Source organism: Porphyromonas cangingivalis (genome assembly GCF_900638305.1).
Taxonomy (GTDB): Bacteria; Bacteroidota; Bacteroidia; order Bacteroidales; family Porphyromonadaceae; genus Porphyromonas_A; species Porphyromonas_A cangingivalis.
Genome location: NZ_LR134506.1, coordinates 625394 through 637465, shown reverse-complemented (window position 1 = coordinate 637465; position 12072 = coordinate 625394). Strand labels below are relative to the sequence as shown.

The following is a 12072-nucleotide window of genomic DNA, read 5'->3' as shown; positions in this document are numbered from 1 at the left end:
GTCTAAAAGTGAGATTATTCTTTCTCTCTGATGATCTCCATACCCTTGAGGATTGCAGCCTCATTTAGAGGTATGAGTTTATGGTGACGCTCAGGAAGTGACTTCTTAAGGCCAAGAAGTACGTGTTCGATATCAACCATCGGAGCAAGTTTGAGAAGGCCACCAAGCACGATCATGTTGAAGACCTGAGTGTTGTTCATTTCCAAACTTGCATCCATAGCATCTATCTTGTAGAGCTTGATGTCATCTCTCTTAGGCTCAGTATGTATACCATATCCATCATAGATAAGCATACCACCAGGCTTAACTTTGCTGATGAACTTGTCCAACGAAGGTTGGTTAAGGACGATCGCGATGTCGTAGCTGTTGAGGATAGGAGAGCTGATCTTCTCATCGCTGATGATCACAGTAACGTTTGCTGTACCACCACGTTGTTCAGGACCGTAAGAAGGCATCCAACTTACTTCCTTGTTACCCATAAGCCCGGAGTAAGCAAGGATCTTACCCATAGAGAGTACACCCTGTCCTCCAAAACCAGCGATAACTATTTCGTATTTCTTCATAATCTTTGATCTTTAAGTTCTTGTTTTTTACTCGTCCTTTAAGTCTCCGATTGGATAGTGTGCAAACATATTTTCGACCATCCAGTCATTAGATGCAGCAGGAGACAGCTTCCAGCCTGAGTTACATGTAGAAACGATTTCTACCACTGAAGTACCCTTACGGTTGAGGGAGTTTTCGAATGCCTTACGGATAGCTTTCTTAGCCTTCTTTACCGAAGGGGCATTATGCACAGACTGTCTTGTAACATAACATGTGCCATCAAGTTCCTTAAGAAGGTTTGAGATCTTGAGAGGATAACCGTTGAGTTCGACATTACGTCCAGCAGGACAAGTCGCAGTCTTCATGCCGGGTAGGGTAGTAGGAGCCATCTGCCCCCCCGTCATACCATAAATACCGTTGTTGATGAAGATGATGGTGATATTTTCACCTCTGTTACAAGCGTGGATGGTTTCTGCTGTACCGATAGCTGCGAGGTCACCGTCGCCCTGGTATGTGAAGACGAGCTTGTCCGGGTTGAGTCTCTTGATAGCAGTTGCAAGAGCAGGTGCTCTACCGTGAGCTGCCTCTTGCCAGTCGATATCGATGTACTTATATGCGAATACGGCACATCCTACAGGAGCGACCCCTATACTCTGTTCGCCCATATTCATTTCTTCGATGATCTCCGCAACGAGCTTGTGCACCACACCGTGGCTACAACCCGGGCAGTAGTGCATCTGGGTATCATTCATTAGCTTTGGCTTTTGATACACCAAGTTTTCGGGTTTGATAATATCTTTAATATCCATGTTGTTGATATTATTTATGGGTTGTAATTTTTATTTTATTGTAGACCGCTTGATTCACGCTCTTGTAATGAACTTGATGAAGTAGAATATCAACCTCACCCCAACTGCTGTCCCACCAAGGATATAGAACAATGTCTTAGACTCCGGAAGGGCAAAAAACACAATCACTGCAGCCACAGCAAGGAGCAGGAAGAGCAGTGTAAGTATCTGTAAGAAGCGTGCCATATTCTGTTTACAAGTGAGAGAAGTCAAGCCAAAGCCTTATAGGTTAAATTCTTTGCGAAGAGCATCGAGAACTTCGTCCGGAGAGAAAAGCATACCGCCCATACGTCCGTAGTGATATACAGGCACTTTACCATTGACCGCGAGTTTCACATCCTCTACCATCTGACCTGCATTGAGTTCTACCGACAAGAAGCCTTTGACTCTTTCAGCAAGGCGTTGGATCTCTTTGGTTGGGAAAGGCCATAGTGTGATGGGGCGTAGGAGACCCAACTTGATACCTTGTTCTCTTGCAAGCTCCACAGTCTTCGAGCAAATACGGCTTGAAGAGCCAAATGCCACAATGATATAGTCAGCATCATCACACATTGTTTCCTCAAATCTCACTTCATGCTCCTCGATGCGAGCGTATTTAGCTTGGAATCTATGGTTATTCTGCTCCATCACTTGAGAATCAAGCTCAAGAGATGTGATGACATTAGGCTCTCTCGTACTTGGCTTACCGAGTGTAGCCCAAGGACATTCCTTGCGGATTTCCTCCTCAGTTCTTCTTGGTCTCATAGGAGGAAGAATGACCTTCTCCATCATCTGGCCGATCACACCGTCAGAAAGGATGATCGCAGGGTTAAGGTACTTGAATGCCAAGTCAAATCCGAGGGCAACGAAGTCCACCATCTCCTGCACCGAGTTAGGAGCAAGTGTGATGAGACGATAGTCGCCATGTCCACCACCTTTTACAGTTTGGAAATAGTCTGCCTGACTGGGCTGGATCGTACCGAGACCGGGGCCACCACGCATCACATTGACGAGGAGACATGGGAGCTCAGCACCTGCGAGGTAAGATACCCCCTCTTGCTTGAGACTCATACCGGGGCTCGAGGAAGATGTCATGACTCTCTTACCACAGCCTGCACCTCCGTAGACCATGTTGATCGCTGCGACTTCACTTTCTGCTTGGAGTACGACCATACCTGTTGTCTCCCAAGGTGCGAGTTCAGTAAATGTTTCAAGAACCTCACTCTGAGGTGTGATAGGATAACCGAAGTATCCATCAGTACCATAACGGATAGCGGCGTGGGCAATGGCCTCATTGCCCTTCATCAGTTTAATTTCTTCTGACATAGTAGTTTTTGGGTTGTTTTTCGTTAATACCTTTTGTTCTTTACCAACGAACTGTCGTTCACCTGCGGTCCTGAAGTGTTAGGATAACTCTGGAAGCACAGTTTGACAGCACCTTCTTGTCGTCGGTTACAACTTCACTTTGTACACTGTGATGCAACCATCAGGGCATACCGTACCACAGTTGGCACAGCCGATGCACAAGTCCGGCTCTTTCATGTAGGCATAGTGATAGCCTTTGTCATTTACTTCATCAGGGTGAAGTGAAAGTGTCTTAGTAGGGCAAGAGACAACACAGAGGTTGCAGCCCTTGCAGCGTTGAGTATTAACAACTACCGCTCCTTTGATCTTTGCCATAAAATATATTAGATTAATATTTAGATGAGCTATGACTCCTCTCCAAGCTGTCTGCCAGAGGCGTTCGACCCTGGGTTTAAGATTTTAGAGAAGAATGTATTTATTTGCTGTCAAAGATAGTAATATACTTGATAATAACCATACCTATCAAAGATTATTTACTGCGATTATAACAATAAATATTAATCATATATAGGTATTTGACACAATTCGTATAAAGAGCGTCATGCAGACCCTGATTTTCAAGGCACAATTCCACTCTCTATGGCAGCTCTTGTGTCTGCCGAAAGTGCAAGTAGCCCCCTCACATCCTGAGGATACTGAGTGCTATCTATCTGTGGGTGTATCTTGAGGCGGATGTGTCCACGCTTGGGGATGATGTCATCCTTACTAAGTATCTGATATGCACCACTTATAGATATAGGGATGACAGGAGCACCTGTATCCATGGCTATCTTGAACGCCCCTTTTTTGAACTTCCCCAGCCTGCCATCAGGACTCCGTGTACCTTCCGGAAATATCATGACATGATATTCGTTCTTGAGCACCTGATTGGCCATGTACACAACATTGGCAGCTCTCTCCGGACTCGAATTGTCAACAAAGATAAATCCACACTTGCGACAAGCCCAGCCAACAAATGGCACTCTGCTGAGAGAACCCTTAAGTACCCACTTGAATGGGATGTGGGTATATCCGTACAAGGCCCAGATATCAAATGCACTCTGATGGTTGCAGGCGATCACACAATACTTATCTGTGGGGATGTTTTCTCTCCCCTCTATGGTAATACGACATAAGGACAAGATAATGGTCAGTTTGCTCCACACCATCCCGGGATACATGGTTGCGAAGCGTTCAAGTCCGATGATACTTCCCACGGCAGCGACCACAGCAGTCAGGATGGTGATGATGGCAAACAGAGGTGTAAATATCAGTACAATGTATATTACATACAGGATCCGACCCATTGTTATTGTTGTTAAGATTAATGTGTTAGATGCAGGGTTAAAGTTACTTATTTCTTGCTTGTGTATATGCATCGAATAGTTGTACGCAAATGTAATGATTTTTTGACAATACATTCCGAAATGCCGATCATTTCTCCTTATCCCTCCGAGTGGGGTAATGCACAAGGGTAGAGCATTCTCTAAGAGATGAGTATGTACGAGAGTTTTTTCTTGAACGAGCGATCAAAAAAAGTCGTAAGACTTGATGACGAAAGTCGTATGATTCGATGCATCGAATCATACGACTTAAATTCGCTCCTTCAACACCTGATTTTGTTCGGGTCGAGAGCACTTTTCTCAGTGGACTCGTGGTGTCATTTAGGCAAATTTACTACATATCATTGCGCCCACATATACTATAATAGTTATATTTGTGGGTTGTTAGAAGCCCATTGGGGGCTGTGAAGTTTGAATTAAATTAAATCACTTAGCATAACATAACAATAATGGAGAACAATGTTGTAGATGTCCGTGCGTTGACGGAACTTATCGAGCGTGAGAGCCGATTTTTGGATCTTTTGGACACCGGGATGAACTCTGTCATCGTCGGGCAGAAGCACTTGAGAGAGAGCTTACTCATCGGCTTGCTGGCCAATGGACACATCCTCTTGGAGGGGGTGCCGGGTCTCGCGAAAACATTGGCAATCAAGACTCTCGCATCACTTATGGATGCTGAGTTCAGTCGTATTCAGTTCACCCCGGACTTGTTGCCTGCCGACGTGATAGGGACACAGATATACAGTCAGAAGAATGAGTCTTTCAGTGTCAAACAAGGCCCCATCTTCGCCAACCTTGTTCTCGCCGATGAGATCAACCGTGCGCCTGCCAAGGTGCAGAGTGCTCTCCTCGAGGCGATGCAGGAAAAGCAGGTGACGATCGGAGAGGAGACATTCAAGCTACCCGACCCATTCTTGGTCATGGCGACACAGAACCCCATAGACCAAGAGGGTACGTATACCCTTCCCGAAGCTCAGACCGACCGTTTCATGCTCAAGGTAAATGTCGGCTACCCCACGAAGGAGGAGGAGCGTAAGATCATCTTGGATCAAATCAAGGAGACCAAGGCCGATGTCCGTCCTGTCGTGACCATCGACAACATCAAGCATGCTCGCAGCATAGTCCACCAAGTGTACATAGATGAGAAGATACACAAGTATATTGTGGATATCGTCTTTGCAACAAGATTTCCGGCCGAGAGTGGGCTTCCCAATCTGACAAACATGATCAGTTATGGGGCATCTCCTCGTGCGTCGATCAATCTTGCTTTGGCAGCGAGAGCTTATGCCTTCATCAAGCGTAGGGGATTTGTGATACCTGAAGACATACGTGCGGTATGTCATGATGTCCTTCGTCATCGCATCGGTCTCTCCTACGAAGCCGAAGCAAACAACTTGAAGCCCGAAGAGGTCATCAACGAGATATTGGACAAGGTCGACGTGCCTTGATCCACAGACTTCCGAAATTGTCCTTCAATACAACAAAAATACAGCGAACGATGATAACAGACACCAATGAACTCCTCCAGAAGATAAGGCGCATAGAGATCAAGACGAAAAATCTCTCTCGCAATATCTTTGCCGGGGAGTATCGGTCTGCATTCAAAGGTCGAGGGATGGCGTTCAGTGAAGTCCGAGAGTATCGGCACGGTGATGACATCCGAGATATAGACTGGAACGTAACGGCGAGATATGCCAAGCCTTACATCAAGGTGTTCGAAGAAGAGCGTGAACTCACCGTGCTTCTTCTCATAGACGTGTCTTCGAGTGGACGCTTCGGTACACACGAGCGTACCAAGAGACAGCTCATCGCAGAGATTGCGGGCACGCTGGCATTCTCCTGTATCACGAACAATGATAAGGTCGGAGTACTCTTCTTTTCTGACAGGATAGAGAAGTTCATCCCTCCTGCCAAAGGCCGCAAACACGTACTACATATCCTGAGAGAGATCTTACTGATGAACCCGGAAGGACAGGGGACAGACCTGTCTAAGGCACTCATATATGCCAACAATATGCAGAAGAAGCACTGCAGTATGTTTGTCCTCTCTGACTTCATCAACGAGATGAACTATGACGCGACCGTAAGTGTCGTAGCCAAGAAGCACGATGTCATGGCGGTGCAGGTGTACGACCCACATGAGGCAAACCTGCCGGACGTGGGGCTGCTCAATGTCCGCGATGCGGAGACAGGAGAGATGATGCTGATCGATAGTTCATCGAAAGCAGTGTTGTCGGCTTACCGAAAATACTGGGATGAGATCTGTGAGTATATGCAGACGACATTCTCCAAGTACGATATCAGTTTCGTATCGACAGCAACCAATAAGGACTATGTCCCCAGCCTCATCCGTCTATTCTCTACTCGAAAACGATAGGAGATATGAATCATTTAACGAAGAATGTAAGGATATTATCCATTGCCTTTATCTGTCTTTTCGTAGGTATTGTCTCATCTTTAGCCCAAGAGGTGAGGGTACTGCCTACGCTCGAAAGGAATGAGATACTGATAGGAGAGCAAGTCAAGATGCAGGTGCGTGTGATCCATGAGAAGGCTACACCCGCACGCCTGATCCTTCCTCCGGATACACTGGTCAGTGGGGTGGAGATCATCGACTATGGCCTCGTGGACTCTCTAGAGGTCAATGACAAACTCAGGGAAGCCGTGTATAGTGTCGTCATCACCTCGTTCGACTCTGCGATGTATGTGCTTGATAATATTCAGGCTCTGGTGGGAGACAGTCTTCACAAAGCATCCGAGACACCAACCCTTCTGGTGAATACGGTTCCGGTGGATCTCTCCAATCCTGAGCAATATAATGATATAAAGGGGGCTTGGAATACTCCCTTTGTGTGGAAAGATTATCTCATGTATGTCATCTCAGGACTTTTGGTGCTGATCTTGGCATTCGGAGGGTATCGATTGTGGCTGTACATCAAGAGACCTAAGGAAGCTTCCGAGGTCAAATCGGCGGAGCCTGAGAAAGAGCCTTACGAAGAAGCGATGGAAGCTCTGAGTGCCCTGAAGAGTCGGGGACTATGGGAGAACAATCAGACCAAACAGTACTATACCGAACTCACAGACATCCTCCGTCGATACATATTCAGAGTATATGGCATAGCTACTTGGGATCGCACAAGTACAGAGATCCTCGAGGCATTCAGACTCGGTGTGACCAAAGATCATTCGTACACCGCCCTCCAAAGGATATTGTCGACTGCAGATCTTGCAAAGTTTGCGAAATACATCCCCTCTGCCCAAGACAACATCGGGATATTCAACCTCTCTGAAACATTTGTGAACGAGAATCGTCCTCAACAGACAGATGAGATCACAAGTGAGCCGACAACGTCGGGAGAATAAATCTTTATAACCCTGTATCAGAGTATTACTATGATATTTGCTTATCCGTCGGTCTTTTTTGTGTTGCTGGTAGTCCCGCTGCTGGTAGCTCTTTACATATATAGAAGAAAGGTACCTGCGACATTTACACTGTCGACAACAAAAGGGGTTTCCCATATCTCCAAAGGCTGGAGGACACATTTGTTCTGGTTGCCGTTTGCCCTCCTCTTGGCAAGTATAATCTTTGTGGTTATTGCCTTGGCGAGACCCCAACGCACACATTCCAAAAGCAATTCAACGACAGAGGGTATCAACATCGTCATGGCGATGGACATCTCGACAAGTATGCTTGCAGAGGACTTGAAGCCAAACAGGCTTGAGGCCGCAAAGGATGTGGCAGCACAGTTTATATCTTCGCGCCCCAACGATAATATCGGCTTAGTCGTCTTTGCAGGCGAGAGCTTCACCCAGTGCCCTATGACCACAGACCAAGCGACTCTTCTCAATCTGTTGCAGGGTATCCAGACAGGCATCATCAATGATGGTACGGCCATAGGTAATGGACTTGCAACAGCCATCAGTCGTCTGAAAGATGTCGAGGGAAAAGACTCCAAAGTCGTAATCTTGCTCACCGATGGATCAAATAACTCGGGAGAAATCACACCTCTGACAGCTGCCGAAATCGCACAGGCACTGGGTGTGCGTATCTATACGATAGGGGTGGGCACACAAGGGACTGCACCTTATCCCTTTCAGACACCTTTTGGGATACAATATCAGAATGTTCCCGTGGACATAGATGAGGGCACTTTGCAGTCTATTGCCGAAAAGTCAGGCGGGCATTATTTCAGAGCGACCGACAATAACAGCCTGGAAGCCATTTATAGCGAAATCGATAAGATGGAGAAGATAAAAATCAAGGTGGAGACGTTTACTCAGAAGGAGGAACTATTCTTACCCTTCTTGCTTGCAGGACTCGTGTGCTTGGTATTGTGTTTCCTTCTTCGCACGACACTTTTGAGGACGTTGCCATAAACAACAGAATAAGTATTATATATGATACGTTTCTTATATCCATATTTCTTTTTTCTATTCATTCCGATAGCCTTTTTGGGGCTGTTTTCATTCTTCCGTATCCTAAGATTGCGGAGGATCATAAAACAGTTCGGAGACTCGGCCTTGGTGAAAGACCTCATGCCTGATCTCTCCTTCAAGCGTAAGGTGGTCAAGGATATTATAGTGGTCTCTTCTTTGGTCTTGATGACCATAGCGTTGGCGCGACCACAGATGGGAAGTAAGACCGAAAAGGTAAAAAAGGAGGGGATAGAGGTCATCATATGTATGGACATCTCCAACTCCATGCTTTCGGATGACGTCAAGCCGTCAAGGTTGGAGCGTGCAAAAGGGATTGTTTCGAAGCTTGTGGACAATCTCAGCAACGACAAGGTCGGTCTGATACTTTTTGCCGGAGATGCTTTTGTACAGTTACCGATAACATCTGACTTCGTTTCGGCAAAGATGTTCTTGTCGACAGCCACCCCCGATCTCATAGCGGCACAGGGGACAGCCATCGGCAAGGCCGTAAATCTTGCTGTACGAAGCTTTACGAGCAATGAAGCCGTAAAGAAGACGATCATCCTCATCACTGATGGCGAAAACCACGAGGATGATGCTCTCAAAGCTGTCAAAGAAGCAAAAGACAAAGGTGTCCTCGTCAATGTCATCGGGGTCGGCACACCTCAGGGTGGTCCTATACCGCTTGAAGGAAGTCAAAAATATCTTCTTGACGAAAACGGTCAAATGGTCATTACCAAGATAAACGAGGTGATGGCACAAGAGATTGCTCAAGAGAGTGGGGGTGTCTATATCCTGGCCAATGATGTATCTACGACGACACGAATCATCAGAAAAGAACTGGACAAGATCGAAAAGAGTGAATTGGAGAGCACCGTTTATAGTGCTTATGATGAGAAGTTCCACTACTTCCTGATTCCGGCACTGTTACTTCTGATATTCGATGTCATCTATCTTGATCGCAAGAACAGGTACCTGAGAGGGATGAAACTATTTGGCGAATAAATTGGTTATCATAGAAGATGAAACGACTAATAATTATGGCTTTGCTCCTCTTTGTTTCGGGAGGATCTCATGTCGTCTTCGGACAAAAAGAGGTAAGACAATACTCTCGCAAAGGGACCAAGCTTTATAAGAAAAAGGAATACTCCAAAGCTGAGATAGAATATCGCAAGGCCTTGGAAATAAATCCCAACGATAAGGTATCAAACTACAACCTTGCCAACACCCTTTACAGTACCAAGAGGGGAGAAGAGGCTATGAAGCTATATGCTTCGCTCATGGAGACGCAAAAGAACTCTCCCGGCGAAAAGGCGGATGTGGCTCACAACTTGGGTAATGTCTTTATGTCAGATAAAAAGTATGAGGAAGCCATTCAGGCTTACAAGGAGTCACTAAGAGCTCGCCCGGATGATGAGGAGACTCGCTATAATCTTGCGCTGGCTCAGAAACTGCTGGAGCAACAAAAACAACAACAGCAGCAACAACAACAGCAAAAGCAAGACGACAAGCAACAAGAGAATCAAGATCAAAACAAAGATCAACAAAACAACGAGCTGCAACAAGATCAGCAGGAGAAAAAAGAGGATAAAACCCAACAGCAAGAGGATCCTTCAGAAGAAAAGATGTCCAAGGATAATGCTCAGAAGATCCTTGAAGCCTTCTTGAAGGATGAGAAAGATACACAGAAGAAGGTAGACAAGGCGAAACAACTACGCAGTCGCTCCGGAAAGAATAAAAAACAATGGTAAACATCACTCGCACAGAAACAATGAAACGAAGAATATCAGGCATATTTCTTTTAATCCTTATTTCCTTGGGATGGAGTCATTCGGCATTTGCTCAAGGGAAGACAGATTTTACATTGTCTGTCCCTGATGAGATATATGAGGGCGAGCAATTCAAGATCTCTTTTACAGTCAATGCCGATGGTAAGAAGTTCAAGATGGATGAACCCTCAGGGCTGAATGTACTCTACGGTCCAAGCCAATCCTCAAGCCAACGTATAGCCATCATCAATGGCAACCGGACTTCCGAACAGCACACCACATTCACTTATGTTTTGCTTGCTGAAAAAGCGGGAGATTACGAGATCCCTGCGGCCACAGTAATGGTCGGATCTGCGACTTATAAGACTCAAAGCCGAAAGATCAAGGTTTTTCCTTCTTCTGCTCGTCGATCAGGATCGGCAGCCAACACAAATGGAGGAAGTAGGGGAAGTACAGGGATATCTGATAATGATGTCTTTGTCGTTGCGACAGCATCTAAAACAAGTATCTATGAACAAGAGGGGACATTGGTCACTTTCAAAGTTTACTCTCTTTTGGACTTCAATTTTGAGGATGTCAAGTTCCCCGACTTTGAGGGGTTCATTGCTCAAGATGTACCGGCTCCACAAGTTCAACAACTTAAAGCAGAACAGTATAAAGGAAAGGTTTATCGTACCATCGAGATCAAGCAAGTCTATCTCTTCCCTCAGAGGTCAGGTCAGTTGGTTGTACCATCAGGTACCATTGACCTTGTTGTTTCAGTACCCGTTCGTGCACAGTTTGACAGTGAGGAAAGCATTTTTGACAGCTTTTTCTCTACGTATCAGAATGTACGAAAAACAATAAAATCCAAGCCTATCAGCATACAAGTCAAGCCCCTTCCGACACCCAAGCCGGAAGGCTTTGATGGTGCTGTAGGTCAGTACTCTCTATCGGCCGAACTCCCTCAATCAGTCGTAAAGGCTAATGAAAGCCTCACTGTAAAGCTCACACTGAAGGGGGAAGGAAACCTCAAGCTGACACAGATCCCGACACCTGCTTTCCCTGAAGGATTTGAGGCCTATGACCCAAAGGAAGATGATCAGATCGATGTTACACTCAGCGGAGTCAGAGGAAGTAAATCTAAAGAGTTCTTTGCCGTGCCTCGACATGCAGGAGACTTTGTTATTCCGAAAATTGATTTTGCCTACTTTGATCCGACCACGGCGACCTACAAGACCATAAAGATCGATGAAATTAAAGTCCATGTAGACAAGGGTGATGTGACGACTCAGACCTCCGTCTCCAACTTCACGGACAAGCAGGAGATCAAATACCTCGGTAAAGACATTCGTTATATCAAGAGATCTACAAGTAGCACTCGTGCCAATACCCCCAGCCTGCCACTTTATGTTTTAGCTTATGCTCTCGTTGCTGTCGGAGGCTTGATTGTGTTTGCGATCGTGAGGGCTAAGCGCAAAGAGATGGGGGACCTCTCTATATACAAGAGCAAGAGAGCCGGCAAACACGCCAAACGTTGGCTCAAACTTGCAATTCTGAAGAAAAATTCGGGAGACCATACAGCTTACTTCGAAGCTCTTCTCAAGGGGCTTTCCGATTATCTGAGTAGCAAACTTCAACTCCCATTATCAAACCTCTCCAAAGATACGATAGCAGAGACCATGCAGGCACGTGGTGTGGAGAGTTCTCTTATCAATAAGACTCTTTCGGTGCTGTCTACACTCGAACTCGCCCGCTATACCCCCACAGGAGAAGTCGGTGAAAAAGATCAGTTGTACAACCAATGCGCCGAAGTCATTGAAAGTTTAGAGTCACAAAAGTTATAAGAAA

The 12072-nt window shown here is 45.9% G+C and carries 13 protein-coding genes; 7 read left to right on the top strand and 6 right to left on the bottom strand.

The window, feature by feature from the left end:
• Nucleotides 1-14 precede the first annotated feature (14 nt).
• From EL262_RS02675 to EL262_RS02655, 6 genes are all read right to left on the bottom strand, one after another.
• Nucleotides 15-563: a 2-oxoacid:acceptor oxidoreductase family protein gene (locus tag EL262_RS02675; RefSeq protein WP_025837762.1), complete on the bottom strand. Its 549-nt coding sequence runs from the start codon at nucleotides 561-563 to the stop codon at nucleotides 15-17.
• A 27-nt stretch (nucleotides 564-590) separates the two neighbouring features.
• Nucleotides 591-1352, bottom strand: coding sequence for a thiamine pyrophosphate-dependent enzyme (locus EL262_RS02670; protein ID WP_036846082.1), 762 nt, complete (start codon nucleotides 1350-1352; stop codon nucleotides 591-593).
• A gap of 54 nt (nucleotides 1353-1406) precedes the next feature.
• Nucleotides 1407-1577 (bottom strand): hypothetical protein, encoded by a 171-nt coding sequence (locus EL262_RS10025; protein ID WP_164715430.1) that lies wholly within the window; start codon nucleotides 1575-1577, stop codon nucleotides 1407-1409.
• Nucleotides 1578-1613: 36 nt separating this feature from the next.
• Nucleotides 1614-2696: a 3-methyl-2-oxobutanoate dehydrogenase subunit VorB gene (locus EL262_RS02665; RefSeq protein WP_025837760.1), complete on the bottom strand. Its 1083-nt coding sequence runs from the start codon at nucleotides 2694-2696 to the stop codon at nucleotides 1614-1616.
• Between the two features lie 126 nt (nucleotides 2697-2822).
• On the bottom strand, nucleotides 2823-3050 hold the full coding sequence (locus EL262_RS02660; protein ID WP_036846080.1) for a 4Fe-4S binding protein: 228 nt from the start codon (nucleotides 3048-3050) through the stop codon (nucleotides 2823-2825).
• 242 nt (nucleotides 3051-3292) lie between these two features.
• Nucleotides 3293-4021, bottom strand: coding sequence for a lysophospholipid acyltransferase family protein (locus EL262_RS02655; RefSeq protein ID WP_036846079.1), 729 nt, complete (start codon nucleotides 4019-4021; stop codon nucleotides 3293-3295).
• Between the two features lie 485 nt (nucleotides 4022-4506).
• Here EL262_RS02655 and EL262_RS02650 point away from each other — a divergent pair, with 485 nt between their 5' ends.
• Genes EL262_RS02650 through EL262_RS02620 form a run of 7 tightly spaced genes read left to right on the top strand, consistent with a single transcriptional unit; the run spans nucleotide 4507 to nucleotide 12068 of the window.
• Entirely contained in the window at nucleotides 4507-5505 is a 999-nt protein-coding gene (locus EL262_RS02650; RefSeq protein WP_025837757.1) for an AAA family ATPase, read from the top strand.
• Between the two features lie 50 nt (nucleotides 5506-5555).
• Complete coding sequence (locus EL262_RS02645; RefSeq protein ID WP_078735620.1) at nucleotides 5556-6434, top strand: DUF58 domain-containing protein; 879 nt, start codon at nucleotides 5556-5558, stop codon at nucleotides 6432-6434.
• A 5-nt stretch (nucleotides 6435-6439) separates the two neighbouring features.
• The gene (locus tag EL262_RS02640; protein ID WP_126464341.1) at nucleotides 6440-7420 is read left to right on the top strand and encodes a YfgM family protein; all 981 of its coding nucleotides are present in this window, start codon (nucleotides 6440-6442) and stop codon (nucleotides 7418-7420) included.
• 30 nt (nucleotides 7421-7450) lie between these two features.
• Nucleotides 7451-8434, top strand: a complete 984-nt coding sequence (locus EL262_RS02635; RefSeq protein ID WP_025837750.1) for a vWA domain-containing protein — start codon at nucleotides 7451-7453, stop codon at nucleotides 8432-8434.
• Between the two features lie 21 nt (nucleotides 8435-8455).
• Nucleotides 8456-9478, top strand: coding sequence for a VWA domain-containing protein (locus tag EL262_RS02630; RefSeq protein ID WP_025837748.1), 1023 nt, complete (start codon nucleotides 8456-8458; stop codon nucleotides 9476-9478).
• A gap of 17 nt (nucleotides 9479-9495) precedes the next feature.
• Complete coding sequence (locus tag EL262_RS02625; protein ID WP_025837746.1) at nucleotides 9496-10224, top strand: tetratricopeptide repeat protein; 729 nt, start codon at nucleotides 9496-9498, stop codon at nucleotides 10222-10224.
• A 20-nt stretch (nucleotides 10225-10244) separates the two neighbouring features.
• A complete protein-coding gene (locus EL262_RS02620) occupies nucleotides 10245-12068 on the top strand; it encodes a BatD family protein (RefSeq protein WP_159442729.1) in 1824 nt (607 codons plus the stop codon).
• Nucleotides 12069-12072 lie beyond the last annotated feature (4 nt).